This is a genomic window from Micromonospora auratinigra (assembly GCF_900089595.1).
Lineage (GTDB): Bacteria > Actinomycetota > Actinomycetes > Mycobacteriales > Micromonosporaceae > Micromonospora > Micromonospora auratinigra.
The window spans coordinates 999,314-1,022,340 of the sequence record NZ_LT594323.1 but is presented as its reverse complement, the minus strand read 5'-3'; the positions used below and the strand labels follow the sequence as shown (position 1 = coordinate 1,022,340).

Annotated in this window: 20 protein-coding genes; 14 read left to right on the top strand and 6 right to left on the bottom strand. The window is 73.6% G+C overall.

Annotation, left to right across the window (positions count from 1 at the left end; genetic code table 11):
* Positions 1-38: 38 nt before the first annotated feature.
* Together GA0070611_RS04595 and GA0070611_RS04590 are read right to left on the bottom strand one after the other, a co-directional pair.
* Positions 39-1,076, bottom strand: coding sequence for a cobalamin B12-binding domain-containing protein (locus GA0070611_RS04595; protein WP_091657944.1), 1,038 nt, complete (start codon positions 1,074-1,076; stop codon positions 39-41).
* The gene (locus tag GA0070611_RS04590) at positions 1,073-2,836 is read right to left on the bottom strand and encodes a PP2C family protein-serine/threonine phosphatase (RefSeq protein WP_091657941.1); all 1,764 of its coding nucleotides are present in this window, start codon (positions 2,834-2,836) and stop codon (positions 1,073-1,075) included. The genes GA0070611_RS04595 and GA0070611_RS04590 overlap by 4 nt, the downstream gene beginning before the upstream one ends.
* Before the next feature lie 205 nt (positions 2,837-3,041).
* Here GA0070611_RS04590 and GA0070611_RS04585 point away from each other — a divergent pair, with 205 nt between their 5' ends.
* Positions 3,042-3,428, top strand: a complete 387-nt coding sequence (locus GA0070611_RS04585; RefSeq protein ID WP_197675851.1) for an STAS domain-containing protein — start codon at positions 3,042-3,044, stop codon at positions 3,426-3,428.
* 45 nt (positions 3,429-3,473) lie between these two features.
* On the top strand, positions 3,474-3,821 hold the full coding sequence (locus GA0070611_RS04580; protein WP_091657938.1) for an STAS domain-containing protein: 348 nt from the start codon (positions 3,474-3,476) through the stop codon (positions 3,819-3,821).
* Between the two features lie 77 nt (positions 3,822-3,898).
* Here the strand turns inward: GA0070611_RS04580 and GA0070611_RS04575 are convergent, their stop codons facing one another.
* Positions 3,899-4,213 carry a hypothetical protein gene (locus GA0070611_RS04575; protein ID WP_091657935.1) on the bottom strand — a complete coding sequence of 105 codons (315 nt, stop codon included), beginning with the start codon at positions 4,211-4,213 and terminating at the stop codon, positions 3,899-3,901.
* 184 nt (positions 4,214-4,397) lie between these two features.
* Between GA0070611_RS04575 and GA0070611_RS04570 the strand changes: the two genes are divergently transcribed.
* The 3 genes from GA0070611_RS04570 to GA0070611_RS04560 are packed head-to-tail and all read left to right on the top strand — an operon-like array spanning position 4,398 to position 7,373.
* Positions 4,398-5,369 carry a DUF2267 domain-containing protein gene (locus GA0070611_RS04570; RefSeq protein WP_091657932.1) on the top strand — a complete coding sequence of 324 codons (972 nt, stop codon included), beginning with the start codon at positions 4,398-4,400 and terminating at the stop codon, positions 5,367-5,369.
* A 54-nt stretch (positions 5,370-5,423) separates the two neighbouring features.
* Entirely contained in the window at positions 5,424-6,200 is a 777-nt protein-coding gene (locus GA0070611_RS04565) for a spermidine synthase (protein ID WP_091672462.1), read from the top strand.
* 42 nt (positions 6,201-6,242) lie between these two features.
* Positions 6,243-7,373, top strand: coding sequence for an AI-2E family transporter (locus GA0070611_RS04560; protein ID WP_091657929.1), 1,131 nt, complete (start codon positions 6,243-6,245; stop codon positions 7,371-7,373).
* Between the two features lie 6 nt (positions 7,374-7,379).
* On the opposite strand, the gene GA0070611_RS04555 is transcribed toward GA0070611_RS04560, so the two are convergent.
* Positions 7,380-8,678, bottom strand: a complete 1,299-nt coding sequence (locus GA0070611_RS04555; RefSeq protein ID WP_091657925.1) for an NAD(P)/FAD-dependent oxidoreductase — start codon at positions 8,676-8,678, stop codon at positions 7,380-7,382.
* 41 nt (positions 8,679-8,719) lie between these two features.
* The gene (locus GA0070611_RS04550) at positions 8,720-10,870 is read right to left on the bottom strand and encodes an amylo-alpha-1,6-glucosidase (protein ID WP_091657921.1); all 2,151 of its coding nucleotides are present in this window, start codon (positions 10,868-10,870) and stop codon (positions 8,720-8,722) included.
* A 114-nt stretch (positions 10,871-10,984) separates the two neighbouring features.
* Here GA0070611_RS04550 and GA0070611_RS04545 point away from each other — a divergent pair, with 114 nt between their 5' ends.
* From GA0070611_RS04545 to GA0070611_RS04535, 3 genes are all read left to right on the top strand, one after another.
* Positions 10,985-12,430: a M20/M25/M40 family metallo-hydrolase gene (locus GA0070611_RS04545; protein ID WP_091657917.1), complete on the top strand. Its 1,446-nt coding sequence runs from the start codon at positions 10,985-10,987 to the stop codon at positions 12,428-12,430.
* Positions 12,431-12,522: 92 nt separating this feature from the next.
* Entirely contained in the window at positions 12,523-13,875 is a 1,353-nt protein-coding gene (locus GA0070611_RS04540; RefSeq protein WP_091657915.1) for a choice-of-anchor A family protein, read from the top strand.
* A 148-nt stretch (positions 13,876-14,023) separates the two neighbouring features.
* The gene (locus GA0070611_RS04535; protein WP_091657910.1) at positions 14,024-15,109 is read left to right on the top strand and encodes a hypothetical protein; all 1,086 of its coding nucleotides are present in this window, start codon (positions 14,024-14,026) and stop codon (positions 15,107-15,109) included.
* 21 nt (positions 15,110-15,130) lie between these two features.
* Here the strand turns inward: GA0070611_RS04535 and GA0070611_RS04530 are convergent, their stop codons facing one another.
* Positions 15,131-15,658 carry a GNAT family N-acetyltransferase gene (locus GA0070611_RS04530; RefSeq protein WP_231921322.1) on the bottom strand — a complete coding sequence of 176 codons (528 nt, stop codon included), beginning with the start codon at positions 15,656-15,658 and terminating at the stop codon, positions 15,131-15,133.
* Between the two features lie 395 nt (positions 15,659-16,053).
* Here GA0070611_RS04530 and GA0070611_RS04520 point away from each other — a divergent pair, with 395 nt between their 5' ends.
* From GA0070611_RS04520 to GA0070611_RS04495, 6 genes are all read left to right on the top strand, one after another.
* Positions 16,054-17,280, top strand: coding sequence for an MFS transporter (locus GA0070611_RS04520; RefSeq protein WP_091672460.1), 1,227 nt, complete (start codon positions 16,054-16,056; stop codon positions 17,278-17,280).
* Positions 17,281-17,506: 226 nt separating this feature from the next.
* Positions 17,507-18,835 (top strand): ABC transporter substrate-binding protein, encoded by a 1,329-nt coding sequence (locus tag GA0070611_RS04515; protein ID WP_091657898.1) that lies wholly within the window; start codon positions 17,507-17,509, stop codon positions 18,833-18,835.
* Positions 18,832-19,794 (top strand): carbohydrate ABC transporter permease, encoded by a 963-nt coding sequence (locus GA0070611_RS04510; RefSeq protein WP_197675850.1) that lies wholly within the window; start codon positions 18,832-18,834, stop codon positions 19,792-19,794. The genes GA0070611_RS04515 and GA0070611_RS04510 overlap by 4 nt, the downstream gene beginning before the upstream one ends.
* The gene (locus GA0070611_RS04505; RefSeq protein WP_091657894.1) at positions 19,794-20,630 is read left to right on the top strand and encodes a carbohydrate ABC transporter permease; all 837 of its coding nucleotides are present in this window, start codon (positions 19,794-19,796) and stop codon (positions 20,628-20,630) included. The genes GA0070611_RS04510 and GA0070611_RS04505 overlap by 1 nt, the downstream gene beginning before the upstream one ends.
* A gap of 32 nt (positions 20,631-20,662) precedes the next feature.
* Positions 20,663-21,787 carry a glycoside hydrolase family 172 protein gene (locus GA0070611_RS04500; RefSeq protein WP_091657891.1) on the top strand — a complete coding sequence of 375 codons (1,125 nt, stop codon included), beginning with the start codon at positions 20,663-20,665 and terminating at the stop codon, positions 21,785-21,787.
* A 72-nt stretch (positions 21,788-21,859) separates the two neighbouring features.
* On the top strand, positions 21,860-22,894 hold the full coding sequence (locus tag GA0070611_RS04495; RefSeq protein ID WP_091657888.1) for a LacI family DNA-binding transcriptional regulator: 1,035 nt from the start codon (positions 21,860-21,862) through the stop codon (positions 22,892-22,894).
* Positions 22,895-23,027 lie beyond the last annotated feature (133 nt).

The following is a 23,027-nucleotide window of genomic DNA, read 5'->3' as shown; positions in this document are numbered from 1 at the left end:
GTATACGCGGCGGCGGGTGCGGCGTCGGATCCGAGGCGTCAGCGGCCCGGCGCGCCCGCGGGCGCGTCGACCCGGGTCCGCGCCCGGTCGAGGAAGCGCCCGGCCCGGGGGAAGTCGCGCAGCGACTGTCCATAGTGGTCGAGGGTGGACGCGACCGCACCGGCCGGCACGCCGCGGCTGACCAGGATCGCGACCAACCACTCGACGAACTCGGCGAAGAGGCTCTCGTCGTCGACGTAGAGGGCCGCAGCCAGGAAGTCCACGATGTAGCCGAGGTCGCTGATCGTCGAGTCGAGCTGCGCGGCCGTGTACTGGCGGACGCCCGGCACCCGCTCGCGCAGGTCGGCCAGCGCGCTGTCGATCAGCTCACCGCGCCGCTTCACCAGGCTGGTGTACTCGTCGTCGGCGAGATGGTCCAGCGCGGCCGGCGGCGCGGCGCGCAACGCCCGCTCGTCGGCGAGCAGGTCGGCCGCGGCCGGCCCGGACGGCGCCCACGGCACCCCCAGCACCCGGGCCCAGCGGCCGTCGTCACCGAAGCCGCGCCCGCCGACCACCACCGGAACGTCGGACCGGCGGCACGCCTCGATCATGCGGTGCGCGTGCGGCAGCCGCATCGGCAGCGCGCAGGCCAGCGCGACCGCGTCCGCGTCGTAGCGGTGCAGGTAGGAGATCAGGTGGGCGGCGGGCACGCTGGCCCCGAGGAAGGTGACCTGCCAGCCGCGCAGCCGCAGCACCTCGGCCACCAGCCGGGCCGGCAGGGCGTGCCACTCACCGTCCATGCAGGCCACCACGATCCGACCCCGGGTCGGACGCGGATTGGCGTACGCGGCGACGGCCGCCACCACGCGCTCGCTGATGTGGGTGGCCGCGTGTTCCTGGGCCACGCTCCACTCGTTGCGGGCCCACCGCTCCCCCACCTCGGCCTGGGCCGGCGCGACCAGGTCGAGCAGCACCCGCTCCGCCGGCACGCCCGCCTCCAGCAGCCCGGTGGCAACCTCGACCGCGGCGTACTCGTCGGCCTCCGCCAGGCATTCCAGGTAGCCGGGATAGGCCGCCTCGGTCACGGTCGCGGTCACGCGTGGGCTCCTCTCCGGTCGTGCTCCCCGCCGGCGGGGCTCGGTACCGCGTGCAGGTGCCGGGCCGGCCGGTGCGCCGTCCCGGTCGCCCGCAGCGCGAGCACCGCGATGTCGTCGTGGTCACCGTGGGCGAGCCAGTCGCAGGTCACCTGCTCGACCCGCTCGGCCAGCGCCGGCGCGGGCATCCGGTGGCAGCCGTCCACCGCGTGCAGCAGCCGCTCGGCGCCGAACTGCTCGTCGCCGCGCCGCCCGCCGCGGGCCTCGGTCACCCCGTCGCTGTAGAGCAGGCAGGTCTCCCCCGGCGCGAGCCGGACGGTGACCTCGCCGATGCGGGGATCGGGGACCACGCCGATCAGCATGCCGGTCAGCGGCACCACCTCGACCTCGCCGGAGGCGCGCAGCACCAGCGGCGGCAGGTGCCCGCCACCGGCCATGGTGAGGGTGAGGCTGCCGTCGCCGTGCGGCCGGACCACGCCGAGCACCATGGTGGCGAACCGGCCCTGCCCGTGCGCCTGGGTGGTCTCCAGCAGCGCGTCGTTGAGCAGCTTCAGCAACCGGGCCGGCTGGGACTCGACCCGGTGCAGCGCCTGCAGACACTGGCGGAGCTGCCCGGTGAAGACGGCCGCCTCCACGCCCTTGCCCGAGACGTCGCCGAGGAAGAAGACCGAGCCGCCGTCGGCGAGGCGGTGCGAGCCGTAGAAGTCGCCGCCGATGCGCAGGCCGGCCTGCGCCGGCCGGTAGGCCGTGCCCCACTGCACGCCGGTCGCGGCGACCGGCTCGACCGGCAGCAGGCTGGCCTGGAGGGTGTCGGCGACCTCCGCCTGGTCCCGGTAGAGCACGGCGGTGGTCAGCGCGGCGCCGCCCCGGGCCGCGAAGGCCCGGACGAGGTCGATGTCCGCCTCGTCGTACCACCGGGTGGACCGGCGGGCGACCAGCAGCACGCCGGCCGGCTCGTCGCGCCCGGGCAGCGGCACCACCCGTACGCTCGTCTCGGCCGCGGCCAGACCGGGCAGCCAACCCGCCTCGACGGTCTGCTCCACCAGCCAGTCCAGGGTGTGCGGCTCGGTACCGGCGAGGCCCTCCTCGATGGCCGCCGGCAGTTCGGTGGCGGCGAGCACGCCACTGTCCACGGTGGGCGCCTCGTCGTCGCCGCGTACGGCGCGCCACCAGCGCGCCCGGCCGGAGCGCGGGGCCAGCACCAGCACGGCGACGTCCGCCACCGTCGGCACGGCGAGCCGGACCACCGCGGCGGCGGCCCGGTCGGGGTGCAGCGGATTGCCGAGCTTCTCGCCGACCACGGCGAGGAACGCGGAGCGGGCCCGCTCGGCGAGCAGCGCGTCGGCCCGGCTCACGCTCTCGGTGACGTCCTCGACGTACCAGCAGCGGCGGGCCGCGGAGAGCGGGACCTGGCGGGCCCGCAGGCGTCGCCCGTGGTGGGTGATCTCGACCGGGTCGCCGCCCAGCAGGGCGTCCACGCCGGCGACGGCGAGCACCTCGCCGAGCACCACCTCGGGCAGCAGTCGCTCCGCCACGGGGCTGAGGTGACGCACCACACCGTCGGCGTCGCAGACGATCAGGCCTTCCCGGAAGTGCTCGACCACCTCCGACCAGTCGGGGGCCGCGGGTGCGTGGTCCGATGCCAGTGGCGGCAGCGCAGGGGTCACCCCGGCGGCGGCGGACCACGCCGGGGTCCGTGCGGCACTCGGCGTGGAGATCCGTCCGTCGCCCGGGTCTGCGCCCCTGACGTCGGCAACACTCACCAGCTAAGCCCCACTCCTTGTGTCGGTACCCCCGCGTCCAGCGGAAACAGCGTGTGTGGTCGAATCCCTTCGCCCCACCCTACGCCGGTATGCCGGGAGCGCCACCCCAGCTCGGGCGCGGCCGTCGGCACCGAGCAGGCCGGGTCGGGGGTTGTTACGATCCGAACGTCCCTGCCCGACCGGCAGCCCCCTGCGGAAAGGCGTGATGGTGGTATCCCGACGGAGACAATCCGAGGTGAGCCCGCTCAACATCTCCGTGGACCGATCCGACCCGGCAGTCCCAACCATTCGCATCGGCGGCGACTTGGCCTTCGCCACTGCGGCCCCGCTGCGGCACGAGGTCGACCGGCTGCTCGCCGAGCGGCCCCGCACGTTGCGGCTCGACTTCGCCGACCTGATCTTCATCGACAGCACCGGGCTGTCGGTGATCGTGCACGCGTGGCGCGAGGGTCAGCAGGAGGGCACCGTGATCGCGCTGCGCAACGTGCCCCGGTTCCTCGAGACGATCCTGGACATGACGGGCGTCACCGGTCTGCTGGCCCGCCCACAGGCCACCGGCCAGCACGACGCGGGCGATCCGCTGTCCGCCTGAGCACCCCGGGGTTTCCCGATCACGTCCGGCTGGGAACATGGACACATGCCCTCCCAGCTGTTGACCATCGAGGTGGACCGGCTCGACGCCGGGCGCGCCCGGCTGCGGCTGACCGGTGAGCTGGACTTCGACACCGCGCCGGAACTCATCGCCGCTGCCGCTGACCTGCGCCGGGACGGCTGCCAGGAGTTGCAGTTGGACTTCGACGGCATCGCCCTGTGCGACTCCTCCGGGCTCAGCGCGCTGGTCGTGATCCACCGCGCCGGCACCGGCCCGGTGCGGCTCACCGGCATGAACCCGCAGATCCGGCAGTTGCTCGACCGTACCGGCCTGGGCGAGTTGCTGGCCGTGCCGCCGCAGGCCGCCACGGGCAACGCCCGCGAGGTCGGCTGAGCCGCCCCACTCGACGCCCGCGGACAGGGGTGGCCCCCGACCCTGGGACCAGGGGCCGGGGGCCGGGGAGGGGTGGCTCAGGCGGCGGGTACCGGTTGCAGACGCGGCCCGGACTCGCGCAGTTCTCCCACGGTGAGTGGCGCGGCGTCCTCCGGCGCGCCGGAATCGGGCGTCTGGAACAGATAGCGGACGAACTGCCCACCCGCCTCGTTGTCGTCCGCTCCGGGCCACTGCCCGAGGCAGTCCACGCCGACCACCTCGCGGCCGGTGCCGTCGGCCTCCTCCAGCAGTGCCCAGAGGGTCACCGGGTAGCAGCGGGTGGCCTCCGGGTCGACCTGCCACCGCGCGTACCAGCCAGGTCGGGCGGGGACGATCTCGACGATCCGTTTCATGACGACCTTCCCTTCCGTGTGCCGGAAGTTTCCCGGTCCACCCCGATCATGGGGCAGCGCCGGGTGAGCCCCCCTCACCCCGGGCGAGTGAAGCTCGCCGGGGGTGCCGTGCCGTTTCCTTCCCCGTCGGGCCGGGAACGCGACCCGCGCAAGGCGCAACCCCGACGAGGAACGAGGTGCGACGATGCGCAAGCAGATGGAGGGCGACAACCAGCGCCGCCGGGCCCTGGCCCGCCAGGCCCGGGAACGCGGCATGCGGCCCAGCCAGACCGGCGCCAGCCTGAGCGCGTCCAAGCAGGTCACCTCGCTGGACCAGCGGGAACGCTCCGGGCCGCCGCCGGCGGGACGGCACAAGCCGGACGCCACCCGGGGCGGTCCGGCCCCGCCTGCGGCCGGCGTGCCGGAGCGCCCGCGTCCGCTGCCCGACGACCGTCCCGCGCGGGTGGCCACGCTCGGCTACCGCGATCTCGTCGACGACGTGAGCCGGCGGGCCGGGGTCGACTTCAGCACCGCCAAGGTGGCGGCGGAGGCGACCGTGCTCGCGCTGGCCCGGGCGCTCGACGAGTCCGAGCGGGACCGGCTGCTCGAGGCCGTGCCGGTGAAGCTGCACGACGTGGTGCCGGTGGACGGCATCGAGCGACGCCAGGACCTGCCCGGCTTCCTGGCCGAGGTGGGCCGGCGCAGCCGCCTCACCCCGGAGCAGGCGCGGTACCAGGCCGAGGCGACACTCGCCGCGCTGGCCGACGCGGACGGCGAACTGGTGGAGTCGTTGCGCGTACCCGACGGGTTGCGGGACCTGCTCGGGCCGGCGGAGGCCGGTGGCGGCCTGGTGGGCGCGGCGTCCGCCACCGCGCCGCTGACCGAGCAGGAGCTGCGCGACGCGTTGGCCCGGCTGCCCTACTGGTCCAGTGACCGGCAGTCGCTGGTGCGCACCATCGAACTGCCCGCGGGGAACCTCGACCGGGTGCTCGACCGGCTCGACCGACTTCGGGGCGAGTTCGGGCGCGGCCCGCAGATCGGTCGCCCCGACCCGGACAGCGCGGTGCTCACCGTCCGCAGCCAGCAGGTCGACGGCGTCTCGGCGCCGGACGTGGCGCTGGCGCAGCGGGTCGACGACGCCATCGACGAGGCGGGCGCCGGGATGGCCGCCGGCTGAGCCCGCACCGGGCCGGCGGGCGACGTGCCCGCCGGCCCGGTACCGTTGCCCGCCGTGGGCAGCACCGAAGGGCTGGAGATCGTCGTGGACCGGGCCCGGCCCACCGGGCGTACGCTGCTCGCCGCCGGGGTGGAGCAGTCCTACGTCGACGTCGCCGACCCCCGTCACCTGCACTTCGAGTACGTCCGGCGGATGGCCGCCGTGATCGACCTGGCCGCCCCGCCGGGCCGCCCGCTGAGCACCCTGCACCTGGGCGGCGGCGCGCTCACCCTGCCCCGCTGGCTGGCCACGACCCGCCCCGGCTCCGCGCAGCGGGTCGTCGAGCGGGACCCGGCCGTGGTCGACCTGGTCCGGCGGGAGCTGCCCCCGGTGCCGACCGAGGTCGAGGTGGTGATCGACGATGCCCGGCAGGCGGTCACCGACGCCCCGGCGGGCCGCTACGACCTGATCCTGGCCGACGTCTACCGGGCCGCCCGGATGCCCCGGCACGTGACGAGCGTCGAGTTCGCCGCCGAGGTGGCCCGGGCGCTGGCCCCGGACGGCGTCTACCTGGTCAACGTCACCGACCTGCCGCCGCTGCTGCTGTCCCGTACCCAGGTCGCCACGCTGCGCGCGGTCTTCGCCGACGTGTCGCTGGTCGCCGACCGGCGGATGCTGCGCGGCCGGCGCTACGGCAACCTGGTGCTCGCCGCCGCCCACCGGCCCGACCGGCTGCCGGTACGCCGGCTGGCCGCCCGGGTCGCCCGGGACCCCCTGCCAGGTGGAGTGCTGCACGGGCCCGAGCTGGACGCGTTCGTCGCCGGTGCCCGCCCGGTGACCGACACCGACTGATCCCGGCCGTTTCGCCCCGTTCCGGGTGGGTAGCCGCGCCGGATGAGCAACGCCGACGACCGGTCCACCGCCCGGCGCGCACTGATCGTGATCGGTCTGGTGCTGGGCACCGTCGTGGTGCTCGGGCTGGTCTGGGCGACCCGGCGGGTGCTCGTCTGGGCGTTGGTGGCGGCGTTCTTCGCGGTCGCCCTCAAGCCCCTGGTCGACCGGGTGGAGCAGCGGTTCGTCCGGCGTCGGGCACTGGCCACCCTGCTGGTCTTCGCGGCCACCTTCGTGCTGCTCGCCGCGCTGGGCGCGATGATCGTGCTGCCGCTGCTGGACGAGGTGGCCCGCTTCGCCGACCACGCACCCCGGCTGCTGCGCGAGACCCGGGCCGGGCAGGGCCCGATCGGCGAGCTGCTCGACCGGTTCCACCTGCGGCGCTACGCCAACGCCCACGCCGACCAGCTCCAGCGCTACGGTTCGCAGCTACGGGAGCCGGCCGTCGGCCTGGTCCGGGGGGTGCTGCAGACGGTCGCCGCCGTGGTGACGGTGGTGGTGCTGGCGTACCTGATGGTGCTGGAGGCGCCGCGGATCATCGCCGGGACGCTGGCGCTGGTCGGGGACGGCGCGGCGGAGCGGCTGCGCCGCATCGGCCACGACTCGTCGCGCACCATCACCGGCTACCTCAGCGGCAACCTGCTGATCAGCGTGATCTGCGGTGCGTTGACCTTCGCGGTGCTCTTCCTCACCGGGGTGCCCTTCGCGGCGGTGATCGCCCTGCTGGTCGCCATCGCCGACCTGATCCCGCTGGTCGGGGCGACGCTGGGCGCGATCATCGCGGCGGGCGCGGGATTCGTCCGCTCCCCCACCACCGGCCTGGTCGTGCTGGTCTTCTTCGTGGTCTACCAGCAACTGGAGAACCACCTCCTGCAACCGCTGATCATGTCCCGTGCGGTCCGGCTGAACCCGCTGACGGTGCTGGTCAGCGTGCTGCTCGCGGCCGAGCTGGCCGGGCTGGTGGGGGCGCTGCTGGCGATTCCCGCCGCCGGCATCGGGCAGATCCTGCTGCGCGAGTTCCACCCGGCCGCCCGGCGGGCCCTGGCCGCCCCCGCCGACGGCGAAGCTGACCCGCACGGCGCGGCCGGCGGCCGGGACCCCCGGGGCGGGGACCCGCCGCCGGCCGGCGGCTGAGCGGGTTCAGCGGCGGTGCACCACCTCGGGTGACTCGCTCTCCAGCGGTACGGCGTGGCTGGGCACCAGCCCCAGCTGCACCGACGGCCGCGGCAGGGTGGCGTCCAGCACCCAGTCCGCGCCGACCCGGGCCCGGTTGCCCGGCATCGCCAGCAGGTGGTAGCCGCGAGTGACCGCCTTGGCCGGCAGGCCGCCCAGCGACACCTTCAGCGGGTTCGCGGCCGCGTCCTTGCCGCCCAGGTCCACCACCCAACCCAGGTCGTGGTGCTTGTACGCCTTGCGGGTCCCCTGGCCGTACGAGGCGGCGATGTTGTGCGCGGCCAGCTTGCCCTGCCGCTGGGCGTGCTGGGCGGTCATCGTGCAGATCTGCCCGGGCCGGGCCAGGTCGGGCACGGCGGCCGCGTCGCCGCAGGCGAACACCTCCGGGTGGCCGGGGACGTTGAGGTACTCGTCGACCACCAGCCGCCCCTTCTCGGTGCGCAGGCCCAGCTCGGCCACGAACGGGTCGGGGCGTACCCCGACGCACCAGATGAGGCTGCACGTCGGCACGTACTCGCCGTCGGTGAGCAGCACCCCGTCCGGGGTGGCCTCGGAGACCGAGGTGCCCATCCGCACGTCCACCCCACGGCGGCGCAGCACCCGGTCGGCGGTGGTGGACATCCGCTGGTCCAGCTCCGGCAGCACCCGGGGTGCCACGTCGAGCAGCATCCAGCGCGGGCGCACCTTCAGGTGCGGACGCTGGGCGAGCAGCCGGTCGGTGAAGAGCTGGCCGTGCGCGGCGACCTCGGTGCCGGTGTAGCCGGCCCCCACCACCACGAAGGTGGTCCGGGCCCGCTGCTCGGCCGGGTCGTCGGTCAGCTCCGCCCGCTCGACCTGGCGGACCACGTGGTCGTGCAGGTAGACCGCCTCGGGCAGGCCCCGGAACCCGTGGGCGTACTCGGTCACGCCGGGGATCGGCAGCAGCTTGTTGACGCTGCCGACCGAGAGCACCAACCGGTCGTACGCGAGCCGACCCTGGTCGCCCTCGGCGGAGCGGTAGCCGACCCACCGGTTGTCCAGGTCGACGCGGTCCGCCTCGCCGATCACCACCCGGACACCGTCGAGCGTGCCGGTCAGCGGCACGGTGATCCGGGTCGGTTCGAGCACGCCCGCGGCCACCTCCGGCAGCAACGGCAGGTAGAGGAAGTAGTCGGTCGTGTTCAGCAGGACGATCTCGGCCCGCTTGCCGGCCAGCCGGCTCAACGTCTTCGCCGCGTGGTATCCGGCGAACCCGGCCCCCACGATCACCACACGAGGTTTCGTCATGCCCGCTGCCGTTCCCGTCGAGGTCGGCGACAAACGTGCGCTCAGCCGGGGGCGAGGCGGACGTGGCCGGTGCGGCCGACGGCCTCCACGTCCCAACAGTGCCCGAAGGCGCGGATCCGCTCGATCATGATCCGGCCCAGCTCCGGCGGCACGTCCGGGTCGACCTCCAGCCGGCCGCCCACCGGGTTGAGGCCGAGCACGGCCCGGACCAGCGCGAGCGGCGCGCCGGCCGCCCACGCCTGCGGGCTGCACGCGGTGGGGTACGGCACCGCGAACATCGTCCGGTCCCGGACGTAGCCGCTGAGCGCCTCGGGGAGCCGGTAGCCGAACTGCTCGGCGGCGTCGAGCAGGGCCAGGCTGATCCGGTTGGCCTCGGCCCGGTAGCCGTAGCGGACCAGGCCGAGCACCGCGATCGAGTTGTCGTGCGGCCAGACCGTGCCGAGGTGGTAGCCGAGGGAGTTGAAGGACCGGTCCTCCCGGGAGAGGGTGCGGATGCCCCAGCCGGAGAACATGTCCTCGTGCATCAGTTGCCGGACCACCGCGTCCGCGCGCTCCGGCGGGACGATCCCGCTCCACAGCAGATGACCCATGTTGGAGGTCTTCGAGTCGATCGGGGTCTTGTCGCCGTCGAGTCCGACGGCGTAGAACCCGCCCCGTTCGTCGAGCCAGAAGTCCTGGTTGAACCGCGCGTACAGCCGGGCCGCGTCGTCGCGCAGCCGGCGGGCGAGCAGCGGGTCGGAGAGCGGGCCGTCGGCCAGCTCGGCCAGGCGCAGCTTCGCGTCGTACGTGTAGCCCTGGATCTCGCTGGTGGCGATCGGCAGCACCGGAATGCGGCCGTCGGAGAAGCAGACCCCGTCCGGGGAGTCCCGCCAGCACTGGTTGCCCAGCCCTTCGGGTGACCGGGTGGCGTACTCGACGTAGCCGTCGCCGTCCCGGTCGCCGTAGTTGTCGATCCAGTGCATGGCCGCGAGCGCCGGCTCGTGCAGTTGGCGGACCAGCTCGTCGTCACCGGTCCACCGCCAGTACTCGGAGAGCAGGATCAACCAGAGCTGGGTGGCGTCGGCGGTGCCGTAGTACGGCGTGTACGGCTTCGCCCCGGTCCGGGTCAGCTCACCGCTGCGCACCTCGTGCAGGATCCGGCCGGGCTCCTCGTCGGTGAAGTCGTCGCAGCGGGTGCCCTGGAGCCGGGCGAGCGCCAGCAGGGCGCCCTGGGCCAGCGCCGGCCCCGCCCCGAGGGTCTGGTACGCGGTGATCAGGGTGTCCCGGCCGAAGACCGTCAGGAACCAGGGCAGCCCGGCCCCGGGCAGCATGATCCGCTGGCCCTTGACCTCCAGGTCGAGCCGGAGCGCGGCCAGGTCGTACCGGGACCGGCGGGCGGTCCGCTCCAACGCCGGGTTGTCGCTGTGCAGCACCGCGCGGGTCTCCACCCAGCGCCGCAGCGGATCGTCGGCGCGCCCGTGCAGCACGTCGGCGATGTCCCCCCGCACCGGCTCGACCACGCCCAGGCCGGGTGGCAGCGGCACCTCCAGGTCCACCTGCCACTCCTGCCGGGGTTGCAGCTCCACGTCCCAGACCAGCTCGTCGCCCTCCACCCGGTCCGGCGGCACGGAGGAGCGCAGGCCGGTACGGGCCGCGAAGCCGTCCCGCTCGTAGTCGAAGCAGAGCACGGTCCCGCCCTCACCCGGCCGGCGGACGATCTCGGCCGAGCGGTCGCGTACCCCCGACTTGACCTCGAAGAGGTCCGCGAAGTCGACCGCGACGGCGAGGCGCAGCTCGACCCGGACCGGCTCGGTCCGGTACGACAGCAGCTCGATGCGCTCGTGGAAGCCCTCCCCGACGTAACGCAGCCGCCGCGCGCCGAGCGTGTCCGGCGGCAGGTCGGGCAGCTCGGGGTTGGTGAGCAGGAACTGCGCGGAGTAGTGGTCGATGGTTTCCGAGCGCAGCACCAGGAAGCGGCTCCCGTTGACGCTGAGCACCCAGCCGCTGAGCAGCCGGGTGTCCAGGTGGACCAGCCCGCCGATGCTGCCGGGTGGGACGTCGCCGGCCGGGTCGGAGTACATGAAGGTCGGGCCGGAGAGCACCGCGATCGAGTTCGGGCCCAGCTCCGGCGGCATCGCTCGCTGGTCGCCGGTGTCACTGCCGGCGACCGCGCCGGGCGTCGGGTCGGCGGGGGTCGGGCGTACGACGGCCATGCCCTCCACCGTAGGAACGCCGGTGACGGTGCGTCATCACCCGCAGCAGGTGAATGCAGCCATGCACGTCCACCGATATGGACAAACCTTCCCGGACGGGGTGAGGATGCCCGGATGGGCACCCATGAGACCGCCGGCAGTCCACCCACGAGGTCGACCCGGCGCACCTTCCTGACCGCCTCCGCCGCCACCGCCGCCACCGTCGCCGCGCCCCTGGTCGCCGGCCCGGCCGCCGCCGAGGAGGCGGTCGCGCCGCCCGGCCCCGGCCACCCGGTCCGCCCGCAACCGCCCGGCCGGGAGCTGGCCGCGCTGCTGCGCGAGGTGGACCGGGACCGGATCGAGGCGACCGTACGCCGGCTGGCCGCCTTCGGCACCCGGCACACCCTGTCCACCCAGGACGACCCGGTGCGCGGCATCGGCGCCGCCCGCGACTGGCTCTTCCAGCAGCTCTCCGGGTACGCCGCCGCCTCCGGCGGCCGGATGACCGTGCAACTGCAGTCGTACGTCCAGCCGCCCGCCTCCCGGATCCCGACCGCCACCACGATCACCAATGTGGTGGCCACCCTGCGCGGCACCACCGCCCCGGACCGGGTCTACGTGATCACCGGCCACTACGACTCGCGGGCCACCGACGTGATGGACGCGGTCAGCGACGCCCCGGGCGCCGACGACGACGCCTCCGGCGTGGCGGTGGTGCTGGAGCTGGCCCGGGTGCTGGCGAGCCGGCCCACCGAGGCGACCGTCGTGCTCGCCGCGGTGGCCGGCGAGGAGCAGGGGCTGTACGGCTCGGCGTACCTGGCCAAGCAGCTGAAGGCGGCCGGCGTCGACGTGCAGGGCATGTTCAGCAACGACATCGTCGGCAGTTCGACCGCCGACGACGGCACCCGCGACCCGCGAACCGTCCGGCTCTTCGCCGAGGGGGTGCCGACCGCCGAGACGCCCGCCGAGGCGAGCGTGCGGCAGTCCGTCGGCGGCGAGAACGACTCACCGTCGCGGCAGCTCGCCCGCTTCGTCAGCGACGTGGCGGAGAACGGGGCCACCGGGATGCGGGTCCGGGTGATCTACCGGCGGGACCGGTACCTGCGCGGCAGCGACCACATCTCGTTCCTGCGCGAGGGCTGGCCGGCCGGCCGGTTCACCGAGCCGAACGAGGACTTCGCCCACCAGCACCAGGACGTCCGGGTGGTCGACGGCGTGCAGTACGGCGACCTGCCGGAGTTCTGCGACTTCGACTACATCACCCGGGTGGCCCGGGTGAACGGGGCGACGCTCTGGTCGCTGGCGCAGGCGCCCGGCACCCCGAAGGGCGTCACGGTCGTCACCACCAACCTGACCAACGACACCACCCTGCGCTGGCAGCGCGGGACCGAGCCGGACCTGGCCGGCTACGAGGTGGTCTGGCGGGAGACCACCGCCGCCGAGTGGCAGAAGGTGCTGCCGGTCGGCGACGTCACCGAGGTGACCATCGACCTGTCCAAGGACAACGTCTTCTTCGGCGTCCGGGCGGTGGACCGCGACGGGCACCGCAGCCCGGTGGCCTTCCCGAAGCCGGGGAGCTGACCACCCGATCGGATCGATCGGGGGGCCGGCACACACCTGGCCGGCCCCCGGGTCGTTTACCCCTCCGTGACGTTTGTAGCGGATGGTGACGAATGACCCTGTCGACCCTGCTGACCCGTCGGCGCGCGCTGCTGCCGCTGACCGGCGTCGCCGCGCTCACCGCGGTCGCGCTGCTCGCCAGCATCTCCAGCGCGCAGCCCCGCCAGGCCCTCAACCCGGTGGCCGGCACCCAGGGATTCCTGGTGATGACCGAGGGGGACGCGAAACTGCTCGGCGCCGAGAACGAGGGGACCGTCGCGGTCGGCGGCAACCTCAGCTTCGACACCTACCAGGTGGCGCTGAGGAGCGCCGGCAGCTTCGTGGTCCCACCGGACGCCAACCCCACCGCCCTGGTGGTCGGCGGCCGGGTGAACGTCGCGGGCAGCATCCCCGGCTCCCGGCTCCAGGTCCTGCAGAACGGGTACGTCAAGATCGGTGACCTCACCGGCACCGTCGTCCGGGACACCGACAACAACGGCGCGGCGGTCAACACCCGGGTGCTCCCGACGAACGACTACGAGGCGAGCCCCCGGATCGAGCTGGTCACCCGGCAACCGGTGCCGAGTGTCGGACCGGCCTCGCCGCTGGACTTCGCCACCGCCTTCGCCGGATTCCGCCGTACCGCCACCGACCTGGCCACCTGCGAGCAGAACGTGGTGCTGCGCACCGCCAACGGCGACCCGCTGCCCCGACCGGTCCCGCCGGGCAGCAACGCCGTGGTCACCCTCACCCCGGGGGTGACCAACGTGCTGAACCTGACCGCGACCGACCTGGCGAACATCGCGGTCCTCACCTTCGCCGACCAGCCCACCGCGGACACCCCGCTGCTGGTCAACGTGGACACCGGCGACGTGGGTGACGTCTTCACCTGGCGCGCGCCCAACTTCGCCGGCATCGGCGGTGAGCAGGCCCGCTACATCCTGCTGAACTTCCCGACCGCGACCCGGCTGACGCTCACCCCCGACAGCGCCACCGTGGAGGGGACCATCTACGCGCCGCACGCCGAGCTGGTCGCCACCACGCAGTCCAACATCGAGGGCAACGTCATCTCGCAGACCCTGACCCACGACGGCGGCGAGATCCACGACTTCCCGTTCTCCACGCTGCTGAACTGCGTGCAGGCCTCGCCGACGGGCAGCCCGACCACGCCCACGGCCAGCCCGACGAGCCCGACGAGCGGCCCGACGAGCCCGACGAGCGGCCCCACCACGCCCCCCGTCAGCCCGACCGGCCCGACGGGCGGGCCGACGTTCCCGCCCACGTACGACCCGACCCGCCCGCCGCACCCGCCCCTGCCGGTCACCGGCGTCGCGGTGTGGCCGCTGGTCGGGCTCGGCTCGGCTGCCGCCGGCACCGGCATCGGCCTGCTGCTGCTCGCCCGGCAACGACGGCGCGAGGAGAGCTGACCGTCGCGTCGACGGCCCGGGACGCGTGCGTCCCGGGCCGTCGGCGTGCCGACACCGGCGCGGATCTGTGCCGCACCCGACTGCGCGGCGGGACGCCGCGCCCGACCCTCCTTGCATCGATGTCCACCCATGTCGAGGAGGTCTCCTCATGCGTCTGAAATGGCCCGCCGCCCTGCTGGCCGCCCTGCTCGTCGCGGTCGGCGTGCTCATCCCGACCACCGCGGGCGCCGCCACCCCCGACCGGTGGGGCTTCGCCACCGTCAAGGACCCGACCGTGGCCGCGTGGACGGTGCTGGACACCTCCCGGCAGTGGGGCAGCTGGAAGACCGCCTTCCCGGCCGCCTGGGCCGACGGGATCAAGCTGGCCCCGGGCCGCTTCCTGGTCCGGTTCCCGCAGGTCGGGGCGGGCTCGCTGGGCGTACCGCACGTGACCCCGATCGACCGGGGCGGGCACTACTGCGAGGTGGTCCGCTGGTACCAGTCCGGCAGCGACGAGATCGTCGACGTGCAGTGCCACAAGCCGGGCGGGACCCGCGACGACAGCCCGTTCACCGTGCTCTGGACGGTCAGCAGCGGTGTGCTGCCGGTCGGCAGCGGCGCGCACGCGTACCTCCAGGGCGGGGCGAGCGGTCTGGTGCAGGCGTACAACTCCACCGGCGCCGGGGTCGGCGTCGGGCCGCTCGGCGTCGGGCAGTGGTCGGTGAAGCTGCCTGGGGTCGGGCTCGCCGGGGTGCTCGCCGGCAACCTCCAGGTCACCGCGATCCAGCCGAACGCCGGCCCCCGCCGCTGCAAGGTCCACAAGTGGTCCGCGACCGGCACCGACCTGCTGGTGTTCGTCTTCTGCTTCGACGCCACCGGCGCGCCGGTGAACACCGACTTCACCCTCTCGTACCACCGGGCCCGGTCGGTCACCGGCGGCTACGCGCCGCCGAAGTACTTCGGCCACCTGGCCAGCGCGGCGGGCGGCCCGACCAACGACAACCACGTGGTCGGGCTGGACGCCAACACCCTCTCTCCCCTGCTGCCGGCGGGCCGCCACCTGGTGACCTTCCCGCAGCTCGGGCAGAAGGAGACGCACGCCCAGGTGACCGCCCAGGGCGACGGGTCGAACTACTGCAACCTCACCCAGCCCTGGTCGTACGCGGTCGACGCGCCGGTCGACGTGATCTGTTTCGACAACGCCGGCACCGTCGTCCCGCACGACGTGCTGGTCGCCTTCACCTCCCGGATCTGAGCCGGGGGCCCGCGGCGGGCCTCAGTCCGCCGCGGGCGCGGTGATCGCCCACCGCTCGTGGTCACGCCAGGCCCCGTCGATGAACAGGTAGTCCGGGGAGAAGCCCTCCAGCCGGAAGCCCAGCCGCCGGGCCAGCCGCCGCGACGGCTCGTTGCCCGGCTGGATGTTCGCCTCCAGCCGGTGCAGCCCGAGCGGGCCGAAGGCGTACTCGATCACCAGCCGGACGCCGGCGCCGGCGTGGCCGGTCCCCGCGTACGGCAGGAAGGCGGCGTAGCCGAGGTAGCCGCCGCGCAGCGCCCCCAGCACGATCCCGCTGATGTTGGCGTACCCGGCGATCTCGCCGGTGGCCCGGTCGCAGAAGAGGAACCCCTCGTCGCCGCGCCGGCGGATCTTGCGCAGGTACGCCGCGTACCGCTCCGGGTCGTCCGGGGCGGCCAGCCACGGGTGGTGCAGCGCGTGGCTGCGCCGGGCGGCGGCCACGAACTCGGTCTCGTCGCCGGTTCGGGGGCGGCGGATGCCGACCCGCTCGTCGGAACGCAGGTATCTCACGGTCGTCAACTCTCGACCACCGCCCCGGCGGCCGGCCGCGCGGGGTCGCGCGCCGGGCCGGCACCGCCTACGGTGGACCCCGACGACGGGAGGTCGATCATGATCATGGCTCTTCTCGGCACGGTGCTGGTTTCCGCTTCGCCGCTGGGGACCACGGTGTCCTGACCCGAGCCGTCGGCGGCGTCCATCGCCGCCCGGCCGTCACCGGCGCTCCGCCGGCCCCTCGACACCGCCCCCTCGCCGCGAAGCGATCAGGTGCCCCGCCTCCGCGCGGGCGCTGACCCCTGGCGTACGCACGCCACCACATCGCTTCCGAGGGAGTTCCTCGTGTTTCCGGAGTACCCGTCCGGGCGCCTCGTCGTGCCCGGATCCGTCAACCCTGTCCGGTGGTCGGCATGACCACCACCGTCCCCACCGGCCGCCTCGGCCGGGACTTCCACCGGCTCTGGACCGCCAGCGCGGTCTCCAACCTCGGCGACGGGGTCACCATGGTCGCCGGCCCGCTGCTGGTCGCCTCGATCAGCCGCGACCCGGCGGCGGTGGCCGCCGCCACCCTCGCCCCGCAACTGCCCTGGTTGCTGTTCGCCCTGGTCAGTGGCGCGCTGGTGGACCGCCTCGACCGGCGTCGGCTGATCGTCGCGGTCAACCTCGGGCGCGGGCTGGTGCTCGCCGCGCTCGCCGTGGCCGTGCTCACCGGCGTGGCCACCGTGCCGCTGATCTGCCTGGCGTTCTTCCTCACCGGCGTCGGGGAGACCCTGGCCGACACGGCGTCCGGGGCGCTGCTGCCCTCGGTGGTGCCGGCGGAGCGGCTGGAGCAGGCCAACAGCCGGCTCTTCGCCACCTTCGTGATCGGCAACCAGTTCGCCGCGAAGCCGCTCGGCGCGTACCTGTTCGTGCTGGCCGCGGCGCTGCCGTTCGGCTTCGACGCGGCCACCTTCGGGCTGGCCGCGCTGCTGCTGGCGCTGCTGCGCTGGCGGCCGGTGCCACCGCCGGCAGCGCCAGCGGGCACCGGTGGCCGGCGCTCGCTGCGGGCCGACGTCGCCGTCGGGGTACGCGCGCTCTGGGCGGTGCCCGTGCTGCGTACCCTCGCCGGCAGCATCGCGGTGATGAACGTGGCGTTCTGCGCGGCGTTCGCGGTGTTCGTGCTCTACGCCCGGCAGCGGCTCGGCCTCTCCGAGGTCGGCTACGGGCTGCTGCTGACCGCCTCGGCGCTCGGCGGGCTCGCCGGCAGCACCCTGGCGACCCGGCTGCGCTCCCGGTTCGGCACCCCGACGCTGCTGCGGGTCGGGCTGCTGATCGAGGTCGCGCTCCAGGTCGTGCTGGCCACCACCCGGCAGCCCTGGGTCGCCGGGGCGGCGCTGGCGGTCTGGGGAGTGCACACCATGGTCTGGGGCGTGCTGGTCGTGTCGCTGCGGCAACGGCTGGTGCCGGATGCGCTGCGCGGCCGGGTGAACAGCGTCTACTCCCTGGCCGATCTGGGCGGGGCGGCCGTCGGCACGGCGCTGGGCGGCGCGCTCGCCCAGGCGTCCGGGAGCGTCCTCGCGCCGTTCTGGCTCGCGGCCGCCGCGATGGGAGTGCTCACCGCGCTGGTCTGGCGGCGCCTGGCCGACACGGCGGGGTGAGCCGGGGCTCCGGTGGGGTCGGTCAGGCCCCACCGGAGCCCGGGGTGCAGGTCCCCGTGAGCCCGGCCCACCTGTTCACAGATTCGACACTTGACCGTGACACAAACCACTCTTACGCTCTGCCAAAAGCTTTTGCCAAAAGGTTTTGGCAGTGGCCACTCGTTCCCCCACCACGCGCTCCGGCGCGCGCCCCCACGCGCCCGGCGAACCCCTGAACGGAGCAGACATGGCCCTTTCCGGCACCCGCGCCAGCATCGGCGGCTGGCCCCGCCGCGGTTTCCTCGGTCTGACCGCCGGCGCCGGCGCAGCCGCCCTGCTGGGTACGTCGGCCTGCGGGGCAGGCGGCACCAGCGCCGGCGGCTCGACCGACGACAAGACCCTCACCGTCGCCTGCGAGGGCGGCGGCAAGATCGAGCTCCAGCCGGTGGTCGACAAGTTCCGGCAGTCCACCGGCGTCGCCGTCACCCTGGTCGAGCTCCCCTACGAAGGGCTGTTCAACCGGCTCACCAGCGAACTCTCCGGCGGCCGGCCCTCGTTCGACGTGTGCGCGGTGGACGCGGTCTGGATCCCCCTGCTGGCCGGCAAGCTGGCCCCGCTCGACGACCTCTTCACCGATCCGGTGAAGGCCGACCTCTTCCCCGCCCTGGTGCAGGAGGCCCAGGTCGGTGGCCACTTCATCGGCATGCCGGTCTGGACCAACAGCGAGATCCTCTTCTACCGCAAGGACCTCTTCGAGGACGCGAAGGAGAAGGCCGCGTTCCAGCGCCGGTACGGCTACCCGCTGGCCCCGCCGACCACCTGGCAGCAGTTCACCGACATCGCCGTCTTCTTCACCCGGCCGGAGCAGAAGCTCTACGGCACCGACGTCAAGGGCGCGGTGGAGACCGAGTGGCTCGCCCACGTGCTCCAGGCCGGCTCCCCCGGCGTGGTGCTCGACGCCAACGGCGGCGTGATCGTGGACAACGCCCAGCACGTCGCCGCGCTGGCCTTCTACGCCGACCTGAACAACAAGCTCAAGGTCGCGCCGGCCGGCGCCGCCCAGACCGACTGGAACGCCGCGCAGAACCTGTTCAACCAGGGACAGACCGCGATGACCCGGTTCTGGGCGCACGCGTACCGGCAGATCCCGAAGGACGCGAAGGTGGCCGGCAAGGTGGGCGCGGCGCCGATGATCGGCGGTACCGCCGGTGTCGCCGGCATCCCCGGTCCGTGGTACCTGTCCGCCCCGCAGGGCGGCGCCAAGGCGGACCTGGCCAAGAAGTTCATCAAGGCCGCGTACGACGACAACGCGCTGAGCATCGGGACCAGCCTGGGTCTGGCCGCCCGCAAGTCGGCCTACCAGCAGTACGCCGACAAGCCGGGCTACGAGTCGTTCGGCCCGCTGCTGGCCACCCTCAACGCCTCCGCCACCCGGGCCCGCCCGGCCAGCCCGCACTGGCAGCGGATCGTGGACAGCGTCCTGGTGCCCACCATCCAGAAGGCGTTGACCCCCGGCGCGGACTACGCGGCCCTGCTCAAGGCGGCGCGTACGCAGATCGAGGGCATCGTCAAGTGAGCCGGACAGCGCAGGCGGCACCGCCGCGGAACGCCCCGCGTACGCCAGCTCCGGCCGGCGCGCGACGGGCCCGGCGCGGGCTGTCGGACGCCGGGTACGCCACCCTGCTCGCCGCGCCGGCCGCGGTGGTGCTGCTCGCGCTGGTCGGCTGGCCGCTGGTGAAACTGGTCGGGGACAGCCTGTACACCGGCTCCGGGCTGGGTGACGGGCGCACCTTCGCCGGGCTGGACAACTACGTCACCGCGCTGACCGACCCGGGGATCCGGGCGGCGGCCGGGCGGACGCTGGCATACACGGTGATCGTGGTGACGGCCGAGTTGCTGCTCGGCCTGGCGGTGGCGCTGCTGTTCCACCGGCTGGGCCCGAAGGCCCGGATCCTGCAGACGCTCTTCCTCTACCCGCTGATGATCGCGCCGGTGGTCGCCGGACTGCTCTGGCGGTTCCTGATGATCGACAACGTCGGCATCGTCAACGAGCTGCTCACCCGGGTCGGGATCCTCGACTCCCCCGGCGACGTGTCCTGGCTCAGCGACCCCGACCTGGTGCTCTTCTCGGTGGCGCTGCCGGACATCTGGCTCACCACCTCGTTCATGACCCTGGTGCTCTACGCCGGCCTGCAGGCCATCCCGCCGGACCTCTACGAGGCGGCCCGCCTCGACGGGGCCCGCGGGCTGCGGCTGCTGACCAGCGTGACCCTGCCGCTGCTGCGGCCGGTGATCGCGGTGGCGCTGATCATCCGGGGCGTCGACGCGGCCCGGGCCTTCGACGTGATCCTCATCCAGACCGACGGCGGCCCGCAGTCGGCCTCGGAGACGTTGAGCCTGACCATCTACAAGACGATGGTCAGCTACAACGACCCCGGTACAGCGGCCGCCACCAGCACCCTGTTCATGATCGTGATGATGGTGGTCGCGATGGTCGCCGTGCTGACCATCTGGCGACCGGGCAAGGAGTCCTGATGTCGCACGTGCTCGCCGCGCGGGTGCGCACCGGGCTGCTCTGGGCCGCCGCCGTCGCCGTCGTGGTGATCTACGGGTTCCCCTTCGTCTACCTGGTGCTGACCTCGTTCAAGCCGGCGGTCGACGCGATCGCGGTGCCGCCGACCGTGCTGCCGCAGCGGTTCGGCCTGGACAACTACGTCACCGCGCTGAACCGGCCCGGGGTGACCGCGTCGTTCCTCAACAGCGTCAGCACCGCGGCGATCGCCACGCTGCTGTCGATGGCGCTCGCGATCCCGGCGGCCTGGGGCATCACCCGCTACCGCACCCGCACCGGTCGGGTGCTGATGGCCGGGTCGCTGCTGGTGCGGATGGCGCCCGCGGTGGCGATCGGCATCCCGCTGGTCACCATCCTCGGCGCGGTCGGGCTGACCGACACCCCCACCGGCCTGGCCCTGGCGCAGACGACGGTGGCGCTGCCGCTGTCGATCTGGCTGCTGGCCAGCTTCTTCGAGGGGATGCCCCGCGAGATCGAGGAGGCGGCCCTGGTCGACGGCTGCGGCCGGTTCGGCGCGCTGCTGCGGGTGATCCTGCCGGTCGTCTCCGGCGGGCTCGCGGTCACCGCGATCTTCGCCTTCCTGGCGAGCTGGAACGAGTTCCTCTTCGCCCTGCTGCTCACCTCGGTACGGGCCCAGACCACCCCGATCGCGATCGCCAACTTCCAGAGCCAGTTCGGCCTGGACTGGGGCCCGATGACGGCCCTGGCCACCCTCTACTCCGTACCCGCGGTCGTCCTGACGCTGCTGCTGCAACGACGGATCGTCGCCGGACTCAGCCTCGGCGCGGTCAAGGGCTGACGCACCACCCACCCCCTGTAGAAAGGAACACCATGTCGTTCTGGCGACCCACCAGCCCCCTCGCGGGTCTCACCCGGGTCAAGGCCGGCCGCTCCAGGCGCGAGTCGAGCTGGGACCGGACCGGCGGCAACCGGGACTTCGCCGTGGTGCCGCCCGGCGAGACGCACGTGCTCGCCGACATCACCGGCACCGGCGTGATCGAGCACATCTGGCTGACCACCCGCTGCTACTCGGAGAAGTACCTGCGCAAGCTGGTCATCGAGATGTACTGGGACGGCGAGGAGAACCCGAGCGTACGCAGCCCGCTCGGTGACTTCTTCGGCGTCGGGCACGCCACCTGCACCCACTACGTGTCGCTGCCGCTGAGCATGGTGTTCGGCCCGCGTCGCGGCCCGAAGGGTCCGTTCGCCGCCGCGATGAACTCGTACTTCCCGATGCCCTTCGGCAGCAGCGCGAAGATCGTGATCCGCAACGAGAGCGACAAGCCGATCGAGAACCTCTTCTACTACGTCGACTACGAGTTGACCGAGGAGGCCAAGCCGGACGACGTGGCCTACTTCCACGCGTACTACCGGCAGGAGAAGCCCTGCACCCCGGTGCCGAACGGGCTCGCCCCGGGCGAGGTGCCCGCGCCCTGGGACCTGCCCGGGGTCAACCTCACCGGCGAGGACAACTACGTCATCCTCGACGCCGAGGGCACCGGCCACTACGTCGGCTGTGTGCTCAGCATCGACAACCACAACGCCACCAACCAGCCGTACACCTGGCCGGGCGAGGGCGACGACATGATCTTCATCGACGGGGAGCAGTGGCCGCCCTCGCTGCACGGCACCGGCACCGAGGACTACTTCAACGCGGCCTGGGGATTTCCCAGCGGCGCGTACGCCGGGCCGTACCACGGCATCAGCCTGGCCAGCAGCCCGCAGGAGCACTTCGGGCTGTGGAGCATGTACCGCTTCCACATCGAGGACCCGGTCCGCTTCGCCAGCTCGATCAAGGTGACCATCGAGCACGGACACGCCAACGACCAGGGCAACGACTTCTCCTCGGTGGCGTACTGGTACCAGCACCACCCGCACAAGCCGCTGGCCGAGCTGCCGCCCGTCGAGGAGCGGCTGCCCCGGCGCTGGCCCGAGCACGGCCTGTGGGACGAGTGACCGGTCCGATACCGTTGGCCGGTCGTCCACACCGGACGAGCCGGCCCCGCCGAGGACAGCGAGGGTGAGCTGATGGGACGGAAGGCGAGCATCCGGGACGTCGCCGCGGCGGCGGGCGTCTCGGTGACCACCGTCTCCCACGTGCTCAACAACAAGTCCGGCACCCGGGTCAGCCCGGAGACCCGCGAACGTGTCGAGTCGGCGGCCCGCCGGCTCGGCTACGCGGCGAACGGGCTGGCCCGGGGGCTGCGGCTGCAACGCTCGCAGACGCTCGGGCTGCTCAGCGACGAGATCGCCACCACCCCGCACGCCGGCCGGATCATCCTCGGCGCGCAGGAGACCGCCTCGGCGCGCGGCTGGCTGCTCATGCTCCTCACCACCGGGCGCGACCCCGAGGTGGAGCGGCGGGAGATCCAGGCGCTGGCCCGGCACCGGGTCGACGGGGTCCTCTACGCCACCATGTACCACCAGGTCGTCCGGGTCCCCGACGAGCTGCGGCCGATGCCGGTGGTGCTGCTCGACGCGAGCGACACCGACGGCGCGTATCCGTCGGTGGTGCCGGACGAGCACAGCGGTGGGGCGGTGGCGGTCCGGGAGCTGCTCGACCACGGGCACCGGCGGGTCGGGTTCGTCACCAACGTCGACGACATCCCGGCCACGCACGGGCGACTGTCGGGCTACCGGGAGGCGCTGCACGAGGTCGGGGTGCCGTACCGGCCCGACCTGGTGCGTGCGGAGGTCTCCGACAGTCACGGCGGCCACCGGGCGGCGCGGGCCCTGCTCGACCGGCCGGACCGGCCCACCGCGCTCTTCTGCTTCAACGACCGGATGGCGATGGGGGCCTACCGGGCCGCCGCCGAGCTGGGCCTGCGCATCCCCGACGACCTGTCGGTGATCGGCTTCGACAACCAGGAACTCATCGCCGACGGGCTGTACCCGGGTCTGAGCACCGTGGCCCTGCCGCACTATGAGATGGGCGTCTGGGCGGTGCAGACCATGCTCGGTCTGCTCGACGACTCCGAGGAGACCCGCCGGAGCAGCCCGGCCCGGGTCGTCATGCCGTGCCCGCTGGTGCGTCGGGGCTCGGTGGGCACCGCCCCGCACTGACCGCACCTCCCCCGTCGCCGGCCGCCCCCGCGGGAGCGGCCCGGCCGACCCGTCGTACCCGGCCACCCCGGCCGGCCCACCCCGACGCCGCGCCCGCGGCGTGGACGCCCCGCCGCCGGAACGCGGCGGCCGA

What these genes read in the sequence shown, in the direction of transcription:
- GA0070611_RS04560 (WP_091657929.1), top strand. Translation starts at nt 6,243, where the DNA reads ATGAGCAACGCCGACGACCGGTCCACCGCCCGGCGCGCACTGATCGTG.
- GA0070611_RS04495 (WP_091657888.1), top strand. Translation starts at nt 21,860, where the DNA reads ATGGGACGGAAGGCGAGCATCCGGGACGTCGCCGCGGCGGCGGGCGTC.
- GA0070611_RS04505 (WP_091657894.1), top strand. Translation starts at nt 19,794, where the DNA reads ATGTCGCACGTGCTCGCCGCGCGGGTGCGCACCGGGCTGCTCTGGGCC.
- GA0070611_RS04580 (WP_091657938.1), top strand. Translation starts at nt 3,474, where the DNA reads ATGCCCTCCCAGCTGTTGACCATCGAGGTGGACCGGCTCGACGCCGGG.
- GA0070611_RS04550 (WP_091657921.1), bottom strand. Translation starts at nt 10,870, where the DNA reads ATGGCCGTCGTACGCCCGACCCCCGCCGACCCGACGCCCGGCGCGGTC.
- GA0070611_RS04555 (WP_091657925.1), bottom strand. Translation starts at nt 8,678, where the DNA reads ATGACGAAACCTCGTGTGGTGATCGTGGGGGCCGGGTTCGCCGGATAC.
- GA0070611_RS04520 (WP_091672460.1), top strand. Translation starts at nt 16,054, where the DNA reads ATGACCACCACCGTCCCCACCGGCCGCCTCGGCCGGGACTTCCACCGG.
- GA0070611_RS04535 (WP_091657910.1), top strand. Translation starts at nt 14,024, where the DNA reads ATGCGTCTGAAATGGCCCGCCGCCCTGCTGGCCGCCCTGCTCGTCGCG.
- GA0070611_RS04585 (WP_197675851.1), top strand. Translation starts at nt 3,042, where the DNA reads ATGGTGGTATCCCGACGGAGACAATCCGAGGTGAGCCCGCTCAACATC.
- GA0070611_RS04570 (WP_091657932.1), top strand. Translation starts at nt 4,398, where the DNA reads ATGCGCAAGCAGATGGAGGGCGACAACCAGCGCCGCCGGGCCCTGGCC.
- GA0070611_RS04500 (WP_091657891.1), top strand. Translation starts at nt 20,663, where the DNA reads ATGTCGTTCTGGCGACCCACCAGCCCCCTCGCGGGTCTCACCCGGGTC.
- GA0070611_RS04515 (WP_091657898.1), top strand. Translation starts at nt 17,507, where the DNA reads ATGGCCCTTTCCGGCACCCGCGCCAGCATCGGCGGCTGGCCCCGCCGC.
- GA0070611_RS04545 (WP_091657917.1), top strand. Translation starts at nt 10,985, where the DNA reads ATGGGCACCCATGAGACCGCCGGCAGTCCACCCACGAGGTCGACCCGG.
- GA0070611_RS04575 (WP_091657935.1), bottom strand. Translation starts at nt 4,213, where the DNA reads ATGAAACGGATCGTCGAGATCGTCCCCGCCCGACCTGGCTGGTACGCG.
- GA0070611_RS04540 (WP_091657915.1), top strand. Translation starts at nt 12,523, where the DNA reads ATGACCCTGTCGACCCTGCTGACCCGTCGGCGCGCGCTGCTGCCGCTG.